18 protein-coding genes are annotated in these 19537 nt (G+C 51.5%); 11 read left to right on the top strand and 7 right to left on the bottom strand.

The features are described from left to right. Positions 1-106 precede the first annotated feature (106 nt). On the top strand, positions 107-1132 hold the full coding sequence (locus OGV94_RS08825; protein WP_286522466.1) for an IS110 family RNA-guided transposase: 1026 nt from the start codon (positions 107-109) through the stop codon (positions 1130-1132). 498 nt (positions 1133-1630) lie between these two features. Here OGV94_RS08825 and yeiP read toward each other — a convergent pair whose 3' ends face one another. Next, positions 1631-2203: an elongation factor P-like protein YeiP gene (yeiP, locus tag OGV94_RS08820; protein WP_005129255.1), complete on the bottom strand. Its 573-nt coding sequence runs from the start codon at positions 2201-2203 to the stop codon at positions 1631-1633. 157 nt (positions 2204-2360) lie between these two features. Here yeiP and OGV94_RS08815 point away from each other — a divergent pair, with 157 nt between their 5' ends. Continuing rightward, positions 2361-2615, top strand: coding sequence for a YkgJ family cysteine cluster protein (locus OGV94_RS08815; protein WP_016153739.1), 255 nt, complete (start codon positions 2361-2363; stop codon positions 2613-2615). On the opposite strand, the gene setB is transcribed toward OGV94_RS08815, so the two are convergent. Beyond that, entirely contained in the window at positions 2612-3793 is a 1182-nt protein-coding gene (gene setB / locus OGV94_RS08810) for a sugar efflux transporter SetB (protein ID WP_043016978.1), read from the bottom strand. The genes OGV94_RS08815 and setB overlap by 4 nt on opposite strands. 368 nt (positions 3794-4161) lie before the next feature. On the opposite strand from setB, the gene fruB reads away from it, so the two are divergent. The 4 genes from fruB (at position 4162) to OGV94_RS08790 (ending at position 8318) form a co-directional block, all read left to right on the top strand. Further along, the gene (fruB, locus tag OGV94_RS08805; protein WP_043016976.1) at positions 4162-5292 is read left to right on the top strand and encodes a fused PTS fructose transporter subunit IIA/HPr protein; all 1131 of its coding nucleotides are present in this window, start codon (positions 4162-4164) and stop codon (positions 5290-5292) included. Further along, the gene (gene fruK / locus OGV94_RS08800; RefSeq protein WP_003834544.1) at positions 5292-6230 is read left to right on the top strand and encodes a 1-phosphofructokinase; all 939 of its coding nucleotides are present in this window, start codon (positions 5292-5294) and stop codon (positions 6228-6230) included. Before fruB ends, fruK begins: the two co-directional genes overlap by 1 nt. A 16-nt stretch (positions 6231-6246) precedes the next feature. Continuing rightward, the gene (gene fruA / locus OGV94_RS08795; RefSeq protein ID WP_043016975.1) at positions 6247-7935 is read left to right on the top strand and encodes a PTS fructose transporter subunit IIBC; all 1689 of its coding nucleotides are present in this window, start codon (positions 6247-6249) and stop codon (positions 7933-7935) included. 146 nt (positions 7936-8081) lie between these two features. Then, positions 8082-8318 carry a YgdI/YgdR family lipoprotein gene (locus OGV94_RS08790; RefSeq protein WP_286523104.1) on the top strand — a complete coding sequence of 79 codons (237 nt, stop codon included), beginning with the start codon at positions 8082-8084 and terminating at the stop codon, positions 8316-8318. 61 nt (positions 8319-8379) lie between these two features. Here the strand turns inward: OGV94_RS08790 and OGV94_RS08785 are convergent, their stop codons facing one another. Further along, positions 8380-9678 (bottom strand): anaerobic C4-dicarboxylate transporter, encoded by a 1299-nt coding sequence (locus tag OGV94_RS08785; RefSeq protein WP_043016973.1) that lies wholly within the window; start codon positions 9676-9678, stop codon positions 8380-8382. 76 nt (positions 9679-9754) lie between these two features. Beyond that, positions 9755-10474: a cysteate racemase gene (gene cuyB, locus OGV94_RS08780; protein WP_043017952.1), complete on the bottom strand. Its 720-nt coding sequence runs from the start codon at positions 10472-10474 to the stop codon at positions 9755-9757. A 344-nt stretch (positions 10475-10818) separates the two neighbouring features. On the opposite strand from cuyB, the gene hypT reads away from it, so the two are divergent. The 4 genes from hypT to OGV94_RS08760 all read left to right on the top strand — a co-directional run bounded on the left by hypT (position 10819) and on the right by OGV94_RS08760 (position 15254). Next, positions 10819-11739 carry a hypochlorite stress DNA-binding transcriptional regulator HypT gene (gene hypT, locus OGV94_RS08775; protein WP_259651641.1) on the top strand — a complete coding sequence of 307 codons (921 nt, stop codon included), beginning with the start codon at positions 10819-10821 and terminating at the stop codon, positions 11737-11739. Between the two features lie 303 nt (positions 11740-12042). Then, positions 12043-12984, top strand: coding sequence for a pseudouridine kinase (locus OGV94_RS08770; RefSeq protein WP_286523112.1), 942 nt, complete (start codon positions 12043-12045; stop codon positions 12982-12984). Continuing rightward, positions 12972-13907: a pseudouridine-5'-phosphate glycosidase gene (locus tag OGV94_RS08765; RefSeq protein ID WP_200007808.1), complete on the top strand. Its 936-nt coding sequence runs from the start codon at positions 12972-12974 to the stop codon at positions 13905-13907. The genes OGV94_RS08770 and OGV94_RS08765 overlap by 13 nt, the downstream gene beginning before the upstream one ends. A gap of 96 nt (positions 13908-14003) precedes the next feature. Beyond that, positions 14004-15254 carry a NupC/NupG family nucleoside CNT transporter gene (locus OGV94_RS08760; protein ID WP_043016970.1) on the top strand — a complete coding sequence of 417 codons (1251 nt, stop codon included), beginning with the start codon at positions 14004-14006 and terminating at the stop codon, positions 15252-15254. A gap of 43 nt (positions 15255-15297) precedes the next feature. Here the strand turns inward: OGV94_RS08760 and OGV94_RS08755 are convergent, their stop codons facing one another. The 3 genes from OGV94_RS08755 to OGV94_RS08745 all read right to left on the bottom strand — a co-directional run bounded on the left by OGV94_RS08755 (position 15298) and on the right by OGV94_RS08745 (position 18367). Beyond that, positions 15298-16386: a sugar kinase gene (locus OGV94_RS08755; protein WP_075145907.1), complete on the bottom strand. Its 1089-nt coding sequence runs from the start codon at positions 16384-16386 to the stop codon at positions 15298-15300. 2 nt (positions 16387-16388) lie between these two features. Then, on the bottom strand, positions 16389-17246 hold the full coding sequence (nfo, locus tag OGV94_RS08750) for a deoxyribonuclease IV (protein WP_043016968.1): 858 nt from the start codon (positions 17244-17246) through the stop codon (positions 16389-16391). A 71-nt stretch (positions 17247-17317) separates the two neighbouring features. Continuing rightward, entirely contained in the window at positions 17318-18367 is a 1050-nt protein-coding gene (locus OGV94_RS08745; protein ID WP_043016967.1) for a YeiH family protein, read from the bottom strand. A gap of 244 nt (positions 18368-18611) precedes the next feature. Here OGV94_RS08745 and yieE point away from each other — a divergent pair, with 244 nt between their 5' ends. After that, the gene (gene yieE, locus OGV94_RS08740) at positions 18612-19493 is read left to right on the top strand and encodes a DNA-binding transcriptional regulator YeiE (RefSeq protein WP_199994373.1); all 882 of its coding nucleotides are present in this window, start codon (positions 18612-18614) and stop codon (positions 19491-19493) included. The last annotated feature ends 44 nt before the right edge of the window (positions 19494-19537 follow it).

The following is a 19537-nucleotide window of genomic DNA, read 5'->3' as shown; positions in this document are numbered from 1 at the left end:
TCAGGGCGCGCTTTGCAGGGATAATGAGATGGACGCTCCAGATTTTGCGGCATCAAAGTACCAGACTGGATCGTTGCAATACGTCCTGAAAATGAGGAGCGTCCACATGAAAGTATCAACTCTTGGTATCGACCTGGCAAAGAACGTTTTCCAGCTTCATGGTGTCGATCACGAAGGTCATACTGTTTTGCGTAAGAAGCTGACCCGGGCTAAGTTCGTTCAGTTTGTCATTCAACTGGAACCTTGCCTGATGGGCATGGAAGCCTGTTCATCCAGCCATCATTTTGCACGGTTATTCAGTCGCCACGGCCATGAGGTAAAACTCATTCCTCCGCAATATGTGAAGCCCTATGTCAAAACGAACAAGACGGATGCAGCAGATGCTGAAGCTATCTGCGAAGCGGTAACCCGCCCGAATATGCGTTTTGTACAGATAAAAACCGAAGAGCAGCAGGCCGTTTTAGCGTTACACACTGAACGGGGAATACTTATCCGTGAGCGGATCGCCTGTTCCAATAGTTTAAGAGCCACACTTGCTGAGTTTGGTATTACGATTGCAGCCGGACAAAGCCATTTAACCCGTGAGCTGCCAGCCATTCTGGAAGACGGCGAAAATGGTTTATCTCCCTTTGTCAGAACCAGCATCTACAGACAGGCTCACCATATCCGGGAACTTGAGGAGCAGGTTAAACAGGTAGAAGAATCTCTGGCCTCCTGGTACAGAACGCAGGAAGCCTGCAAGAGAATGGCCAAAATCCCGGGGGTTGGCATGCTAACGGCCACTTATGTGGTGGCAGCAGTGGGTAATGCCCGACAATTCAGCACCGCAAAGCAGTTTGCTTCATGGCTGGGGCTGACACCAAAGGAGCATTCCAGCGGCGGGAAACAGCAACTGGGAGGGATCAGCAAACGTGGCGATGGCTATTTCCGATACCTCCTGGTTCACGGCGCACGCGCACTTACCGCCTGGGTCAACCGGAAAGGCTCAGTTGAGGAGAACACCTGGCTTCAGGGATTGCTTGAGCGAAAGCACTACAATGTAGCTGTTGTCGCCATGGCGGCAAAAACATCAAGAATTATGTGGTCAATGTTGACACGTAACACGGAATATCAGCCTCGCCAGCCCGCCTGACACAAGGTCAGACAGTCTGACGAGGTGCTGAAAAAGAGTTAACGTCCTGGTAGGTGCAGGTGACTTCAGAAGATGGCAAAACAGGTAAGACCGCAGGCAGGATACACCGAGAGGTAGCAAGGGCAAGTCAGCCCGCAGAGGATGATTGGTACCTGCCTGGCGGATTTCATCATGGTTCGGGATAAATAAATCCCATCAGAAACCGGATATATGGCTGCATCTACCCGTTTTATCACTTAACTGAAAAATAAATTGCATCCCGGGAGCGTCCATATATGCTACCTCGCGCCCGGCCCGGTAGCCTGAAGAAATAAGCGGAGGGGACCACGAAGTGGCAATTTTCCCGCCGGGAGCCGGGATTGTTAAGGGTACGGCGATAGTACCCTTAACACGTTCACAGGCAGTATTGTTTCAGATAAGTGATATCACTAAAGTGAACGGAACATTTTGCCAAAGACAACATGTCATTATCTTTGGTTCACCTGTAACGACAGGAGATTAATCTGCACGGCCCATATAGCGACGTTCTTCGATATGAATACGGATTTTTTCACCCGCACTTAGGTACTCAGGAACCTGGATCACCAGACCGGTGCTCAGGGTTGCTGGCTTGTTGCGCGCACTCGCTGAAGCACCTTTAATACCCGGTGAGGTTTCAACGATTTCCAGGTCTACGGTCTGCGGCAGTTCAAGCGCCAGTAGTTGGCCATCCCAGGTCAGGACCTGCATGTCCGGCATCCCGCCTTCCGGGATGAACAGCAGCTCTTCTTCAATCTGGTCTTTGGTGAAGGTATACGGGGTATAGTCTTCTTTATCCATAAAGACATATTCGTTGCCATCGACGTAGGAAAAATCAACGCCACGACGGCTCAGGGTGACGGTATCGACGATATCGTCGCCTTTGAAGCGCTCTTCAACTTTCAGACCGGTACGGACATCAGAAAAGCGCATTTTGTACAGCGTGGCTGCACCACGTGCGGACGGTGATTGAATATCGATATCTTTTACAATCAGCAGCTTGCCGTTGTAGTTCAGTACCATACCTTTTTTAATTTCGTTCGCTCTTGGCATCGAAAAAATCCTGTAGTGAGGAGTGTCTAAAATATCGCGTAAAACTACTCGCGCCGGGGCATTCAGGCAAGCGGAATTCATGCTTTTGCTGGTGCAAAAAAGGTGGTACTGTGCGCTTCCCACACAATCCGATGGTTTACGATAAAGAGAGTACTGTATGGAATGCCGTCCGGATTGTGGTGCATGCTGCACCGCGCCTTCAATCTCCAGTCCCATCCCCGGTATGCCTGATGGCAAACCCGCTAATACGCCATGCGTTCAGTTGGATGAATCCCTGCGCTGTAAAATTTTTGCATCACCGCTGCGGCCAAAAGTGTGCGCCGGTTTACAGCCCAGTGCGGAAATGTGCGGACAGACGACGCACCAGGCCATGGTTTATCTTATTGAGCTTGAAGCGCTGACCGCGCCTTAAACGTCCTTGATGCGCGCCAGGCACACGACGGTGGCGACGATCATCACCAGCGCAAACCAGAACACTGCGTGATAGTTCCAGATTTCAGCGGCAATCCCCGCCAGCGATCCGGCAATAATCCAGCCTACGCGAATGGTATTCGTGTAGAGAGTCGTGGCTGAACCTGCCTGTCCCGGCATTAGATCCTGAAAATAGAGCATGCCAATCCCGCCGAGGATGCCGATGTAAATCGCGTTCAGCAGCTGTAAGCCGAGCAATATCGCCGGAGAGTGGGCTAACAGCATGCCGGCATAAAAGAAGAATCCGGCGACGACGGCAATCCTCATCAACAGGCGTTTGCCCAGACGCTTAGCGAAGTAGCCGGCAATCAACATGGTTGGGATTTCCAGCCCTGCGGCGGTTCCCATCATGATACCCGCCAGCTTTTCCGGCAGATGCAGTTCGTTGATGATAAACAACGGCATATTGATGATATAGAGACTGTTCGTGCCCCACATTAATGTGCAAATAACAAATAGCAAAAGCGTGTCGCGTCGATTGCGGCGCGGGGCCTCTACCGCGCCCGTCGCGAGAGGCACGTTTTTACTCATTGAGGGTAAGAACAGCCAGACCATTATGCCGCAAACAATAAACGCCACTGCCGCACTGAGATACATGACCGTAAAGCTGAAACCCATGGCCAGCGCGTAGGCCAGCGGTGGGCCAATCACCCAGGCCAGCGAAACCTGCGCACGTAATATTGAGCTGAACATGACGGCTTCCCGACCCGTACGGTCGGCGTGTTCGCGGGCGAGAGCAAACATTTGCGGGTTGGCAGTCGATCCAAAGCTGCTGAGGAATACCCCGATAAACAGCAGAATAAAATAGTTACGGTTCCAGGCGAACAGCACGCAGGCCAGCATCCCCAGCACGCAGCAAAACACAATCAGGTTTTTGCGATCGCCTTTTTTATCCGAGCGTCCGGCCAGAAACTGACTCACCAAAATGCCGATCACGGCGCTGCCGGTAAAAAAGAAACCGACCATGCCGGGACGGGCATGGACTTCATCCGTCAGAAAAAGGCTAAGCGTTGGCGTCTGCAACGCACCGGCGATACCCGTCAGAAATGCGACAAGCAGGAACGCCGAAGACGTTAAATCAAACGCCTTGGGTGTGGCGGCTACGGGGGTGTTATGCATGTTTTGATATCAATGATGTGAAGAGACGCGGAGTTTACGCTGCTTGTCAGAAAATAAACAGGGAGCCAAATCAAAATCGGCATCAAAAATCAAAATAGCATTTCAGTCAGAGAATGCCGTTTGCTGACGCTGCTGAATCTGACATGCTGACGCCGATTTTTCGTCAGCATTTTTTTCTCCCACGCAGAGAAAGTGTGCGTTATCTCTAAATTCAGCAAGTAATTTGTCAACTTTACTTGTGTGCTGAAGAAAAAAGAGCAAGACTTCTTGAAACGTTTCAGCGTCATCTCGCCATAACTGATGGAGTCAGGTGACGCCTTTTTTCTCATGTTAGCTGAATCGTTTCAAATCAGCGGGAGAGGAGAACCATGTTCCAGTTATCTGTTCAGGATATTCACCCGGGCGAACAGGCCGGGAATAAAGAAGAGGCTATTCGCCAGGTTGCCGCTGCCTTAGTACAGGCGGGTAACGTGGCGGAAGGCTACGTCGATGGCATGCTGGCGCGTGAACAACAGACGTCCACGTTCCTCGGCAACGGTATTGCTATTCCTCACGGTACGACGGACACGCGCGATCGGGTGCTGAAAACCGGCGTGCAGGTGTTCCAGTTTCCGCAAGGCGTGACCTGGGGCGAAGGTCAGGTTGCTTATGTGGCGATCGGCATTGCCGCCAGTTCCGATGAGCACCTTGGTTTACTGCGTCAGCTGACGCACGTGCTGAGCGATGACTCCGTCGCTGAACAGCTGAAATCTGCGACCACGGCGGAAGAGTTGCGCGCGTTGCTGATGGGCGAAAAGCAAAGCGAACAGCTGAAGCTTGATAACGAAACGCTGTCGCTGGATGTCGTGGCTAATTCGCTGGTAACGTTGCAGGCGCTCAACGCGGCGCGACTGAAAGAAGTTGGTGCGGTTGACGCCACCTTTGTGGCCAGAGCAATCAATGAACTGCCGATGAATCTCGGTCAGGGTATCTGGCTGAATGACTGTGCTGAAGGCAATGTACGCAGCGCCGTTGCGGTTAGCCGCGCAGCAACAGCATTCGATGTACAAGGTGAAGCTGCAGCCCTGCTGGTGACCGTCGCTATGAATGACGATCAACCGGTTGCGGTGCTGAAGCGCCTTGGCGATCTGCTGCTGAATAACAAAGCTGACCGTTTGTTGAAAGCCGATGCGGCCACGGTGTTGGCGCTGCTGACCAGCGATGACGCCTTAACTGATGATGTACTGAGCGCCGAATTTATTGTGCGCAACGAGCATGGATTACACGCCCGTCCGGGCACCATGCTGGTGAATACGATTAAACAATTTAACAGTGAAATTACCGTGACAAATCTTGATGGAACCGGCAAACCGGCGAATGGACGCAGTCTGATGAAAGTTGTGGCATTGGGCGTGAAGAAAGGACATCACCTGCGCTTTACTGCCCAGGGCGAAGATGCTGAACAGGCGCTGAAAGCGATTGGCGAAGCTATTGCGGCAGGTCTTGGGGAGGGCGCGTAATGAGCAGACGTGTTGCTACTATCACCCTTAACCCGGCCTACGACCTGGTGGGTTTCTGCCCGGAAATTGAACGCGGTGAAGTGAACCTGGTAAAAACTACCGGTCTGCATGCGGCAGGGAAAGGGATTAACGTCGCTAAAGTTCTGAAAGATTTAGGCATTGATGTCACTGTGGGCGGTTTCCTGGGGAAAGACAACCAGGATGGTTTTCAGCAGTTGTTCAGCGAACTGGGCATTGCCAACCGTTTTCAGGTTGTACAAGGGCGTACCCGTATCAACGTCAAGCTGACCGAAAAAGACGGCGAAGTGTCCGATTTTAATTTCTCCGGTTTTGAAGTTACCCCGGCTGACTGGGAACGCTTTGTGAATGACTCACTGAGCTGGCTGGGTCAGTTCGACATGGTGTGTGTCAGCGGCAGTTTGCCGACCGGCGTTAGCCCGGAAGCATTCACCGACTGGATGACGCGCCTGCGCAGTCAGTGTCCTTGCATTATCTTTGATAGTAGCCGTGAAGCGCTGGTGGCGGGTCTGAAAGCGGCACCGTGGCTGGTGAAACCAAACCGTCGTGAGCTGGAAATCTGGGCAGGTCGCAAGCTGCCGGAAATGAAAGATGTGATCGAAGCGGCGCATGCGCTGCGCGAGCAGGGTATTGCTCACGTGGTGATTTCGCTCGGTGCGGAAGGTGCGCTGTGGGTTAACGCTTCGGGTGAGTGGATTGCTAAACCGCCGTCAGTTGAGGTGGTAAGCACCGTAGGCGCAGGTGATTCAATGGTTGGCGGTCTGATTTACGGCCTGCTGATGCGTGAGTCCAGCGAACATACCCTGCGTCTGGCGACGGCTGTTGCCGCCCTGGCGGTAAGCCAAAGCAATGTGGGCATTACCGATCGTCCTCAGTTGGCCGCAATGATGGCGCGTGTCGACTTAAAACCGTTTAACTGACAGCAGGAGAGGCATAATGAAAACGCTGCTGATTATTGACGCTAATCTCGGCCAGGCTCGCGCTTACATGGCGAAAACCCTGCTTGGAGCGGCGGCGCAGAAAGCACATCTGGAAATTATTGATAATCCTAATGACGCCGAACTGGCAATTGTTCTGGGCGACACGCTTCCTGCCGACAGTTCGCTGAACGGCAAAAAAGTCTGGCTGGGCGACATTGGTCGTGCGGTAGCGCATCCGGAACTCTTCCTCAGCGAAGCGAAAGGCCATGCAAAACCTTACAGCGCCCCGGTTGCGACAGCGCCTGTGGCCAGCAGTGGTCCAAAACGCGTGGTGGCGGTGACGGCTTGTCCGACCGGCGTTGCCCATACGTTTATGGCCGCTGAAGCTATTGAAACAGAAGCGAAAAAACGTGGCTGGTGGGTGAAGGTTGAAACCCGAGGTTCTGTTGGCGCAGGCAATGCCATTACGCCGGAAGAGGTGGCTCAGGCGGATCTGGTGATTGTAGCGGCTGACATTGAAGTTGATCTGGCGAAGTTTGCCGGAAAACCCATGTACCGTACTTCTACTGGCCTTGCGCTGAAGAAAACCAAGCAGGAACTGGACAAAGCGCTGGAAGAAGCAACGCCGTACCAGCCAACCGGTAAAGCACAGGCTTCAGCAACTGAAGGTAAGAAAGAGAGCGCGGGTGCGTATCGTCACCTGCTGACAGGCGTGTCCTACATGCTGCCGATGGTGGTTGCTGGCGGTCTGTGTATTGCACTCTCATTCGCTTTTGGTATTGAAGCGTTCAAAGAGCAGGGGACGCTGGCAGCGGCGCTGATGCAGATTGGTGGCGGTTCAGCGTTTGCGCTGATGGTGCCAGTTCTGGCGGGTTATATCGCGTTTTCTATCGCTGACCGTCCGGGTCTGACGCCAGGTCTTATCGGCGGTATGTTGGCGGTGAGCACCGGTTCTGGCTTTATTGGCGGGATTATTGCCGGTTTCCTTGCCGGTTATGTGGCGAAGCTCATCAGCACGAAGCTGAAACTCCCACAGAGTATGGAAGCGCTGAAACCGATCCTGATCATTCCGCTGCTCTCAAGCCTGGTGGTGGGTCTGGCTATGATCTACCTGATCGGTAAACCGGTAGCCGGCATTCTGGAAGGTCTGACCCACTGGCTGCAAACCATGGGTACAGCGAATGCGGTACTGCTTGGGGCGATTCTTGGCGGCATGATGTGTACCGACATGGGTGGTCCGGTTAACAAAGCGGCGTATGCTTTCGGTGTGGGGCTGCTGAGTACGCAAACCTATGCGCCGATGGCGGCCATTATGGCGGCAGGTATGGTGCCTCCGCTGGCGCTGGGTCTGGCAACGCTGGTTGCGCGTCGTAAATTCGACAAAGCTCAGCAGGAAGGCGGAAAAGCTGCGCTGGTGCTGGGCCTGTGCTTTATCACCGAAGGGGCAATCCCGTTCGCTGCCCGTGACCCAATGCGCGTTTTGCCTTGCTGTATCGTAGGCGGCGCGATTACCGGTGCCATCTCGATGGCGGTAGGGGCTAAGCTGATGGCGCCGCATGGCGGTCTGTTTGTGCTGTTAATCCCTGGCGCAATCACGCCGGTGGTTGGATACCTGCTGGCTATTATTGCCGGTACGCTGGTCGCCGGTCTCTCCTACGCGGTGCTGAAACGCCCGGAAGCAGAGGTTATGGCAAAGGCAGCCTGATTAAACGTTGATAGCCGGGGCAGAGACTTCTCTGCCCCTTTTTTATGCATTTACCCATACCGTTGCAGCATCGCCACAATAATCCATCCAGCCTTAAGCAAATTCGATAAAGTGCCCTTAAATCAAACTGATCACGGAAATCGAATATGAAAAAAACGCTCATTTTTGCCTCTCTGTCACTCGCGACGCTGCTGCTTATGGGGTGCTCAACCACCTGGGTGATGACAACAACGTCAGGTTCAACGATAGAGACGCAAGGAAAGCCTGAGCAAGACTCCGGGACAGGACTGACAAAATACGCTGACGCCTATGGCTATCACCGCGTGATTAAGAGCAGCGATGTGAAGCAAATAGATAAAGGTAAGACGGTTTTGATGTGGTGAGCTGGCCAGATATGTAATCATTCAGGGGGCGAAATTTATTCGCACCCCTGAATCAAACGGGTCAGGCAATCATTGGCGCGATGATAAAACCAAAGGCAACGCCTGCGATGATCCCACCAAGCCCTGGCAACATAAACGGGTGGTTTAAGACATACTTACCCACGCGCGTTGTCCCGGTGGTGTCGAACTCCATGGCCGCCAGCGAAGTGGGGTAAGTTGGTAGAACAAACACACCAGTTACTGCTACGTAGGAAGCCAGAATCGCCCAAGTGGGTACGCCGAGCGCGACGGCGAGAGGGATAATCAGCGGCGTGGTAGCTCCCTGCGAATAGAGAAGCGCGCAGGTACCAAACAGCACCAGCGCCAGCAGCATTGGATAAGCCCGTAGAATATCGCCCGCGATATCCTTAATTCCCGTTAAATGGGCGTCAATGAAAGTTGTGCCTAGCGTAACAATCCCCAGAATGACCGCCAGCGAACTCATACCCGCACGGAACGTGGATGTCAGGACAATCGCGTCGGTTGATGTTTTGCACAGCACCACCATCAGGCACGCGGCAGCCAGCATGCAGATAATGATAATATCCCGGGTATTCATTGGGTTACCTGCATCGAATCCGGGGCGTAGTTGAGGACATGCGGCAAGAATAACGATGACGACCGTTGCCAGCATAAACAGGGCGACTGATAATCTGGCTCCCGGCGTGGTGCTGTTCTGCCCTTCATATTTACGCACCAAACCTTTTTGCAAGCGCTCCAGATAGACTTCATCATCCTGTAGTTCGCATCCCTGACGTGAGGCGATAAAAGCGGCGACCATCGCGGCGACAAATGAGGCTGGCAGACATACCGCCATGACCTGAATAAAGCTGACGCCGTTGCCTTCCATAATGGTCAGCATCGCCGCCATTGCGGCACTGATCGGTGAACCGGATATCGCCACCTGAGAGGCGACTACGGATCCTGCGAGCGTACGGGAAGGACGGATACCTGACTCTTTGGCAACTTCGGCAATTACCGGCAGAGTCGAAAAGACGATAAATCCTGTTCCCGCCATAATGGTCATCGACCAGGTGATGATCGGCGCAATAATGTTGATATACTTAGGATTACGACGCATGAAATTACCGGCAACGCGAACCAGATAATCCATACCTCCGGCGGCCTGTAGCGCTGATGCCGCCACTACCACTGTCATAATAATGAGAATAACGTCAACGGGGGGAGAACCAATTTGCAGCCCAAATCCCAACGTTAATATAGCCAGTCCCAGTCCGCCACATAAACCGATACCAATTCCGCCGAGGCGGATGCCAAAAAATATTGCGCCCAACACTACGATAATTTCCAGCCAAATCATAATGGCCTCCGCCAGAGAATAATTTGTTATTAAAATGGATGTTTATTTAATGCAATAATTAACCATGTGTTGGCTTTCATTGTGCCAAAAGATGATTTTTGCCAACGCGTTTCTCGTACCATTTAATACCAGCACGAACTAACGAACCGGTTGAGTCAATATATTTTTCAGGTGACGTTTTGATTGCTTCAGCAAGTATGACGGGAACTTCAGTACATCCCAGTACGATGACTTGTGCACCGCGTGAGAAGAGTGCTTGAGCCTGTTCATTCATCAATACTTGCGCCCGCTTAGCATCACCGGCCTTTAAGCAATAGATGCTTTCCATCACTTTTTCCTGACTGGCAGAGTCAGGACTGATGCAGGTTAGCCCAAGAGATTCAATGCCTTTTTGATAGAGGCCCATGTACAACGTGGCGTTGGTGGCGAGCAGTCCGATACGCGTTTTTCCGCAGTTTTTAACCTCGTTGATGGTCGTTTCAACGATACTGAGCAGTTCTGTATGGCAGCACTCTTTTAATTCATTAAACCAAAAGTGGGCGGTATTACAGGGGATCACAATACACTCGGCGCCAGCATCTTCGAGTTTATGCATATAATCGCGCATGGCCGGAAGTGGGGAATGACCATGATGCATTAACGCATCGGTTCGGTCAGGTATGTCCGGGATAGAGGAAATAATTAACGGGATATGTTCCTGGTCGCGCTGTGCTGCAGTAAAAGTAACGAATTTATTAAATAGATCGACCGTTGCAGCAGGCCCCATACCACCTAATACGCCAATTAAACCTTTCACAATATATACCTCAATTTCACCGATCATTAATATTCAGAGCAGGGGTGTGTCTGTAGATAATGTTTAACAGCAGTGAGACGTGAGGAGAAATGCAATAATGTATGGTTTAATGCAAAAACCGCATAGCTGCGATTTGTTTTGCCACCTCTGCAGGCTGGTTTTGAGCCATAGGCCTGACGTATTGCGGTGGAGAAGCGGTCGTGGCCGATTGGGAGAGAAACATGTTAATGTTAAAAACGAAGGCATGATGCAAAAAACGAATCACCAGGTGTTGTTGATGAATGTCATCCGCGCAAATATTCAGGCATGATGCTAAAGACTCATTGGCATATTTAAATATCTGTGTGACAGGCATGAAAAACATTGAGACAAAATGGTTATATGACTTTCTGACGCTGGAAGCGTGTCGTCATTTTTCCCAGGCGGCTGAGGAGCGCAACATATCTCAACCGGCATTTAGCCGGAGGATCAAAGCGCTGGAATCTGCCGTGGGTGTACTGCTTTTTGATCGCACGACGAGCCCACTGCAACTCACGGAGGAGGGCAAGCTATTCCATTCGCAAACCCGTAGCTTGCTGCAACAGCTGGAGTGCAATCTGGATGAGCTAAGCGGCCACAATCTGCTTGGGGTACCCAATATCAAAATAGCGGCAGCACATTCTTTGTCACTGACGATGTTGCCCAGATTAGTGCACTCAATGGCGGCCTGGGGGGAGGAGTTTGTCTGGCACGTCGAAGCTATTGATGTGGTTCAGGCGGTGAATACTTTGCGCGAGGGAAAAAGTGATTTTATTTTCTCCTTTCGGGATGAGGACTTAATGCAGTCACCTTTCTGCGGCTTGAAGGTTTTTGAGTCTGAACTGTATCCCGTATGTGCTGCTGATGCGCAGGGTCAGGCATTGTTTGATATCTATCAGCCGCAGGCGCCGATTCTGAATTATACCAGCACATCATACATGGGAAGATTGGTAAACCGTCATCTGGCGGAAGTGGGCGGTATCTCAGCTCGTACGCTGTTTATGTCCTCAATGAGTGAGTTATTGAAAAATATGGCATTGGATGGGCATGGTATCGCCTGGCTGCCGGCATGGACTATCGTGAACGAACTGCGTGATAAGCGGCTGGTTTGTCTGCAGACGCCGGAGTTGATGGTGCCTATTCAGGCTTACATTTACCGGATGGATACCCGGTTAAATAAAACCGCAGAGCACTTCTGGCGGATTTTGTACAACCATATGCCGGAAGATTTGGTTTCGCTTACCTGATATGCGCCTGTTCACCGGGCACACCTGAAAAATCTCCGGTTATGCCGGAGTGATACTTTTCATCCTGCTTGATTTGTGTACTACCTCTCATTTTCTCTCCTCCTGACAAACTGTATCTATAAAAAATTGTGATTCTGTTCATATCTATTGGTTTTAGGTCTTGCAGATGGATTTACTTTATCAAAAACATGCCTACTATGAACACATGTTTGATAGTGAACATTTGCTCTAATAACCTGGTGTGTGGCGTTGGTTATTTTTAACGAACTCATTTGTGGCAAGTTAATTGCCAGGGGACGTGCTATGCGTGAAAAGGAATACATAGTAACTATTGGCTCGGCCAATATGGATGTTGCCGGGTGTTCGCATGCTTCTCTAAATTATGCGGATTCAAATCCAGGGAAGATAAAATTCACCTCAGGAGGCGTTGGGCGTAACATTGCACATAATCTCGCGCTATTGGGTAAAAATTCCTGGCTGCTAACGGCGGTTGGTAATGATTTTTACGGGCAATCGTTATTGGCGCAAACCAATCAATCCGGAGTTCATGTTGATAAGTGCCTTATCGTTTCCGGAGAGAATACATCCAGTTATTTATCACTGCTTGATAACACCGGCGAAATGTTGGTGGCCATTAATGATATGAGCATTACCGAACATATTTCAGCAGCGTTTTTATCGCAGCATTATTATTTTATTCGGCAGGCGAAAGTGATCGTCGCCGATTGCAATATCAGCGAAGACGCCATGGCATGGGTACTGGAAAATGCCGGGGATGTTCCGGTGTTTGTTGACCCTGTGTCGGCATGGAAGTGCGTCAAAATTCGCGAGCGTCTGGGACAAATCCACACCCTCAAACCAAACCGCCTTGAAGCCGAAACGCTGAGTGGTATTGCGCTTTCCGGGCGTGATGACGTTGGCAGCGTCGCCGCGTGGTTTCACGATCACGGCTTAAATCGGCTGGTGCTCAGCATGGGGGGGGACGGCGTTTATTACAGCGATATTACGGGGAATAGTGGTTGGTCGCCGCCGATTAAAACTCACGTCATTAATGTTACCGGGGCAGGCGATGCAATGATGGCTGGACTGGCTTCCTGCTGGCTAGACGGTATGCCTTTTATTGATTCGGTTCGATTTGCTCAGGGTTGTTCATCAATGGCGTTAGCCTGTGAATATACCAATAACCCTGATTTGTCTGTTGCGAATGTTAGCTCAATAGTGGAGAACACAGAATGTCTGAATTAACTCTTTCCTCTGAATTATTACAAATATCTCCAGAAGTACAGGAAGCATTAAACAGTAAAAAACCGATTGTTGCACTTGAATCAACCATTATTTCTCATGGTATGCCATTCCCGCAGAATGCCCAGACAGCGATTGAAGTAGAAGAAACTATTCGTAAGCACGGAGCAGTTCCTGCAACCATTGCCATTATTGACGGGGTAATGAAAGTTGGTTTAAGCAAAGATGAAATTGAATTGCTTGGAAGAGAAGGTCATAGCGTTACTAAAGTCAGCCGTCGTGATTTACCGTTTGTGGTCGCGGCAGGGAAAAATGGTGCAACGACTGTTGCCTCAACCATGATTATTGCCGCACTGGCTGGAATTAAAGTATTTGCAACGGGAGGCATTGGTGGTGTTCATCGTGGTGCTGAACATACCTTTGATATTTCCGCCGATCTGCAAGAACTGGCGCATACCAATGTCACGGTTATTTGTGCAGGAGCGAAATCTATTCTTGATCTCGGTTTAACGACCGAATATTTAGAAACTTTTGGCGTGCCATTAATTGGATATCAGACCAACGCGTTGCCGGCATTTTTCTGCCGTACCAGTCCGTTTGAGGTCAGTATCCGTCTGGACAGCGCAAAAGAGATTGCCCGAGCGATGGCGGTGAAATGGCAAACGGGTCTTGACGGCGGTTTGGTTGTTGCGAACCCAATCCCAGAACAGTTTGCGATGGCAGAGGAGAAAATAAATGCGGCAATCGATCGGGCGGTAAAAGAAGCGGAAGAGCAGGGGGTTGTGGGCAAAGAGAGTACGCCGTTCCTGCTGGCGCGAGTTGCGGAGCTGACCGGTGGTGACAGCCTGAAATCAAATATTCAACTGGTGTTCAACAACGCGGTACTGGCCTGTGAAATTGCGAAGGAGTATCAACGTCTCGCCTGACAGAATTTTCCGGGCAGCATGCGGTCGCCCGCGAATATCAAACCTACCAAAACCTGGCGATAACGCCGGGTTTCCTGGCATGAAGGGAATTTCATTATGGATATAATGAGAAGTGTAGTGGGTATGGTGGTATTACTGGCCATCGCGTTTCTGCTGTCAGTAAATAAAAAGCGTATTAGTCTGCGTACGGTCGGAGCAGCACTGGTACTGCAAATTGCAATTGGCGGCATCATGCTGTATTTCCCACCGGGAAAATGGCTGGTTGAACAGGCCGCTCTCGGTGTCCACAAGGTGATGTCATATAGTGATGCGGGTAGCGCATTTATCTTTGGCTCCCTGGTCGGGCCCAAAATGGATGTGTTGTTTGACGGAGCCGGGTTTATCTTCGCCTTTCGTGTGCTCCCGGCCATCATTTTTGTGACTGCATTAATCAGTCTGCTCTACTACATTGGCGTGATGGGGCTGTTGATCCGCATCCTCGGCGGTATTTTCCAGAAAGCCTTGAACATCAGTAAAATCGAGTCATTTGTCGCAGTTACCACGATTTTCCTCGGGCAAAACGAGATCCCGGCAATCGTGAAACCGTTTATTGACCGGCTGAATCGCAATGAGCTGTTTACCGCTATCTGCAGTGGGATGGCCTCGATTGCTGGCTCAATGATGATTGGTTACGCTGGAATGGGCGTTCCGATTGACTACCTGCTGGCGGCATCGTTGATGGCAATCCCGGGCGGTATTTTGTTCGCGCGTATGCTGAGTCCGGCAACTGAAGAATCTCAAGTCACCTTTGAGAATCTGTCATTTACTGAAACGCCGCCGAAAAGCATCATCGAGGCAGCGGCGAGCGGGGCGATGACCGGGCTGAAAATTGCCGCAGGCGTGGCGACGGTAGTGATGGCATTTGTCGCCATTATCGCACTGATTAACGGCATTATCGGCGGGATTGGCGGTTGGTTTGGTTTTGGACACGCCACTCTGGAAGGGATCTTTGGTTATGTATTAGCCCCGTTGGCGTGGATTATGGGGGTGGACTGGAGTGATGCGACGCTGGCAGGTAGCCTGATCGGACAGAAACTGGCAATCAACGAGTTTGTCGCGTATCTCAACTTCTCACCGTATCTGCAAACCGGCGGGACGCTGGATGTGAAGACCATTGCGATTATCTCGTTTGCGCTGTGCGGTTTCGCTAACTTTGGTTCGATTGGCGTTGTTGTCGGCGCGTTTTCGGCGATAGCACCCCAGCGAGCCCCGGAAATCGCGCAGCTTGGAATGCGGGCGTTGGCAGCAGCAACGTTGTCAAACCTGATGAGCGCCACCATAGCCGGTTTCTTTATCGGTATAGCATAGCGAGAATCATGCCGGATAAGCGTAGCGCCATCCGGCATGACATTTAAGCTGTTTGTAGCAAATACAAGGCGTTATCTGCTGAGAGGGTTGGGTTGTTGATACTGACGCTGGCTCGCGATAGCGCCGCGCAGGCCATGGCAAAGTGAGCGCTTTCACGAAACTCGCTCCCTTCCAGAAAGCTGTACAGTAATCCCGCCATAAATGCGTCATCGGCGCCAAAACTGTCAACAACTGTATGCTCAGGAGGGGTCAGTAAAAATTGTTCCCCGTCCTTTTCGCTGCAAAACACGGATTCATCTTCCAGGCAGACAAAGATCCGTTTTACCCCCTGTTGATGGAGACTATTGACGGCCAGTATGCGATCGGCATCTGAATGGATAGGTTGCCCCCACAGAATCGCCAGCTCTTTTTGCGTGGGTTTCAACGTATGAATGCGCGTAAACCAGGTCTTCATTTTTGCCGCTTTGAACTCTGAAACGGTGTCAATGAATACCGGAATATCATCAGCTATAGTGAAGACCCACTCAATGGCTTCGGCGGTGAGATTGCAATCTGCCAGTACAACACCGGAATGACGAATCAAATCTCGCGAACCGTTCAACAACTGCGGCGTCAATTGTTGCAGGATATGGGTATCATTGATTGCCAGTACGGTCTCTTCCTGCTGATTAGCGATCGACAGGTAAGTTGAGGTGTTATGTCCATGCAGACGTATGCAACTGGAAACGTTAACACCAGCCTGACGCGTTTGTTCCAGCAATGTTTCGCCATAGAAGTCACTGCCAACAGCGGAAATTAAGTGGACATCACGACCCAGCAGCGCAAGGTTGTGGGCGATATTACGTCCTACGCCACCTGCCGAGCAGTGAATGCTGCCAGGGTTAGAGGCGGCCTGAGGATAATGGATGTCTGCCACACCACGAATATCCATATTGATCGCCCCAACAACCACGCAATAATCCTGTTCGGTAAGGATATAACCTTTACCTTTGATCATACCTTTACGCATTAAATCCATAATATGCGCAGCGACGCGTGAACGGCTTATCTGCAGAATATCGGCGATTTCATTCTGCTGAATCAACGGATTGCGACGCAGGATCTTAAGGATCTGCTTTTCCCTGTCGTTCATGATTATGCCACCGCTTTTTCTGTTTGCTGGGCTTTCAGCCAGGCAATCTCTTCTGCCCAGATATCCGGATTAATGGTTTCCAGTACCAGCGGAATGCCGTCAAAACGATTGTCCTGCATGATCCAACGGAAGGCATCGTGGCCAATATTGCCTTCACCTAAGCTGTGGTGACGGTCAACGCGACTGCCAAATGCGCTCTTGGCGTCGTTCAGGTGCATACCGCGCAGATACTTAAAGCCGACAATACGTTCAAATTCCGCAAACGTCTTTTCGCATTCCTCGGCGGAACGCAAATCGTATCCGGCGGCGAAGGCATGGCAGGTATCAATACAAACGCCGACACGGGATTTATCTTCGACGCCGTCGATAATGGCGGCAAGGTGCTCAAACTTAAAGCCAAGATTACTGCCCTGTCCGGCGGTATTTTCGATAACTGCCGTCACCCCCTGAGTCTGAGCGAGGGCGATGTTGATGGATTCGGCAATGCGCGCCAGACATTCATCTTCAGGGATCTGCATCAAATGGCTGCCTGGGTGAAAGTTCAGCAGGGATAAGCCAAGCAGTTCACAGCGCTGCATTTCATCGAGAAACGCATCGCGGGATTTTTCCAGCGCTTCGCTGACCGGGTGACCGAGGTTAATCAGGTAACTATCGTGAGGCAGGATCTGGGCGGAAGTATAGTGGTACTTCTCGCAAGCGGATTTGAAATCATCAATGATGTCGGTGGTCAGCGGCGCGGCACGCCACTGGCGCTGATTTTTGGTGAACAGGGCGAATGCGGTCGCTTCGATTTCTGCGGCTCGAATAGCGGCGTTAGCCAGACCGCCAGCGGCGCTTACGTGCGCTCCGATATATTTCATAAATTTAACCCGCCATACTCAAATACAAAAAGGGAGAGTATAGCGGGTTAATGGAGGTGAGTCGTGATCGTTTATGCCATCAGGGCGTGGACAGCGACGTTAATCGCAGCACCACCCACAATCAGCCAGACAAACAGCAGCAGGGCCATCAGTAACGGTTTGGCACCGGCTTTTTTCAGCGCGCTAACGTGAGTGGTCAACCCCAGGGCAGCCATCGCCATTGCCAGCAAAATAGTGTCCAGCGTTACCAGCATGTTCACTACCGACTGCGGCAGCAGGTGGAACGAGTTAAAAATCGCGACCACAATGAACAGGATGGCAAACCATGGAATGGTGATTTTGCTCTTCTCACCGCCTGTGGCCGGAGACAGTTGTTTTACGCGAGCGGCCAGGAGGATGAGGAACGGTGCCAGCATCATGACGCGCAGCATTTTGGCAATAACCGCGGCGTTTTCCGCATCCGGGTTAATGGCGTGCCCTGCAGCCACTACCTGTGCCACTTCATGCATGGTGGAGCCAATGTAAATGCCGTAGGTTTCTGGACTAAACCAGTGCGCCAACAGCGGATACATCGCCGGATACAGGAAGATAGCGATGGTACCGAAGATCACCACGGTAGCGACAGCGACGGTTACCTTACTGGCTTCCGCTTTCACCACCGGTTCGGTTGCCAGCACGGCGGCGGCACCACAAATGCTGCTCCCCGCGCCAATCAGCCAGCTGGTGTGGCGGTCCAGACCAAACACTTTCTGCCCCAGGAAGCAGGCAATCATAAAGGTACTGCTTAGCGTTAACACATCAATCACGATACCGCTGACGCCGACGTCAGCAATTTGCGCGAAGGTGAGGCGGAAACCGTAGAGGATAATCCCCAGACGTAATAAATGTTGTTTAGCAAACAGCACGCCGCCGTCACAGCTTTTCCAGATGTGCGGATAGACGGTGTTGCCGAGAACCATCCCCAACAAAATTGCTAAGGTGAGGGCGCTGAACCCGGCACCTGCGACGGCGGGAATGGATCCACCCCATAAGGCGACCCCAGTGATAACTGCACTCAGGGCGAGCCCCGGAATAAAATGCCACGCTGTACGACGATGAGTCTGCAAGGTGAGTTCTGTCATATCCTTCTCCTTTATCTGGGTAAAAGAGTACGGCGAAGTGGTTTAAAAATAAAATTGATTATATATTTATAATTAATCTATATAAGTGGTATACCCGTCATACTTCAGGTTGCATGTGCGTTGGCTGCGCTCGTTCACCCCAGTCACGTACTTAAGTACGCTCCCGGGGATGCTCTCTCTTGCCGCCTTCCTGCAACTCGAATTATTTAGGGTATAAGTAACGGATATCCGGTGGAAAACGACTATGCATATCACCCTGCGACAACTTGAAGTGTTTGCTGAGGTACTAAAAAGCGGCTCAACGACCCAGGCGTCTGTCATGTTGGCATTGTCGCAGTCGGCGGTGAGTGCGGCGCTAACCGATCTCGAAGGGCAACTTGGCGTGCAGCTGTTTGACCGTGTCGGCAAACGGCTGGTGGTCAACGAGCACGGGCGCTTGCTTTATCCACGCGCGCTGGCGCTGCTTGAGCAAACGATCGAAATCGAACAGCTTTTTCGCGAAGATAATGGTGCTATTCGGGTCTACGCCAGTAGCACTATTGGCAACTACATTTTGCCCGCCATGATCGCCCGTTATCGCCAGGATTTCCCTGATTTGCCGCTGGAGCTTAGCGTGGGCAACAGCCAGGACGTAATCAATGCGGTGCTGGATTTTCGGGTAGACATTGGGCTGATCGAAGGGCCGTGTCACAGCACGGAAATCATCTCTGAGCCGTGGCTGGAAGACGAGCTGGTGGTGTTTGCCGCACCCTCGTCACCGCTCACAAAGGGGGCCGTTACGCTGGAACAGCTGGCGGCTTCGCCGTGGATCCTGCGCGAGCGAGGATCGGGTACGCGCGAACTGGTGGATTACCTGCTGCTGTCCCATCTGCCGAGATTTCAGATGGCAATGGAGTTGGGTAACTCGGAGGCCATTAAGCATGCGGTGCGCCATGGTCTCGGGATCAGCTGTTTGTCGCGCCGGGTCATAGCGGAGCAGTTACAGGCGGGTACGTTGAGCGAAGTTCCTGTGCCGCTGCCGCGTTTAGTTCGCACTCTCTGGCGCGTTCATCACCGGCAAAAACATATCTCTAATGCCATTACGCGTTTTTTACATTACAGCGACCAGGTAGAACTGGGCGATTAAAGCGCTGATTGTCGAAAGGTCCCTCTAAGCATGCTGGCGGTTAC

This window comes from Citrobacter sp. Ce006, assembly GCF_030336535.1.
Classification (GTDB): Bacteria; Pseudomonadota; Gammaproteobacteria; order Enterobacterales; family Enterobacteriaceae; genus Citrobacter; species Citrobacter europaeus.
The sequence above is the reverse complement of the archived record's forward strand: the minus strand, read 5'-3'. Positions and strand labels throughout refer to the sequence as shown.

What these genes read in the sequence shown, in the direction of transcription:
- OGV94_RS08825 (WP_286522466.1), top strand. Translation starts at nt 107, where the DNA reads ATGAAAGTATCAACTCTTGGTATCGACCTGGCAAAGAACGTTTTCCAG.
- yeiP (WP_005129255.1), bottom strand. Translation starts at nt 2,203, where the DNA reads ATGCCAAGAGCGAACGAAATTAAAAAAGGTATGGTACTGAACTACAAC.
- OGV94_RS08815 (WP_016153739.1), top strand. Translation starts at nt 2,361, where the DNA reads ATGGAATGCCGTCCGGATTGTGGTGCATGCTGCACCGCGCCTTCAATC.
- setB (WP_043016978.1), bottom strand. Translation starts at nt 3,793, where the DNA reads ATGCATAACACCCCCGTAGCCGCCACACCCAAGGCGTTTGATTTAACG.
- fruB (WP_043016976.1), top strand. Translation starts at nt 4,162, where the DNA reads ATGTTCCAGTTATCTGTTCAGGATATTCACCCGGGCGAACAGGCCGGG.
- fruK (WP_003834544.1), top strand. Translation starts at nt 5,292, where the DNA reads ATGAGCAGACGTGTTGCTACTATCACCCTTAACCCGGCCTACGACCTG.
- fruA (WP_043016975.1), top strand. Translation starts at nt 6,247, where the DNA reads ATGAAAACGCTGCTGATTATTGACGCTAATCTCGGCCAGGCTCGCGCT.
- OGV94_RS08790 (WP_286523104.1), top strand. Translation starts at nt 8,082, where the DNA reads ATGAAAAAAACGCTCATTTTTGCCTCTCTGTCACTCGCGACGCTGCTG.
- OGV94_RS08785 (WP_043016973.1), bottom strand. Translation starts at nt 9,678, where the DNA reads ATGATTTGGCTGGAAATTATCGTAGTGTTGGGCGCAATATTTTTTGGC.
- OGV94_RS08770 (WP_286523112.1), top strand. Translation starts at nt 12,043, where the DNA reads ATGCGTGAAAAGGAATACATAGTAACTATTGGCTCGGCCAATATGGAT.
- OGV94_RS08765 (WP_200007808.1), top strand. Translation starts at nt 12,972, where the DNA reads ATGTCTGAATTAACTCTTTCCTCTGAATTATTACAAATATCTCCAGAA.
- OGV94_RS08760 (WP_043016970.1), top strand. Translation starts at nt 14,004, where the DNA reads ATGGATATAATGAGAAGTGTAGTGGGTATGGTGGTATTACTGGCCATC.
- OGV94_RS08755 (WP_075145907.1), bottom strand. Translation starts at nt 16,386, where the DNA reads ATGAACGACAGGGAAAAGCAGATCCTTAAGATCCTGCGTCGCAATCCG.
- nfo (WP_043016968.1), bottom strand. Translation starts at nt 17,246, where the DNA reads ATGAAATATATCGGAGCGCACGTAAGCGCCGCTGGCGGTCTGGCTAAC.
- OGV94_RS08745 (WP_043016967.1), bottom strand. Translation starts at nt 18,367, where the DNA reads ATGACAGAACTCACCTTGCAGACTCATCGTCGTACAGCGTGGCATTTT.
- yieE (WP_199994373.1), top strand. Translation starts at nt 18,612, where the DNA reads ATGCATATCACCCTGCGACAACTTGAAGTGTTTGCTGAGGTACTAAAA.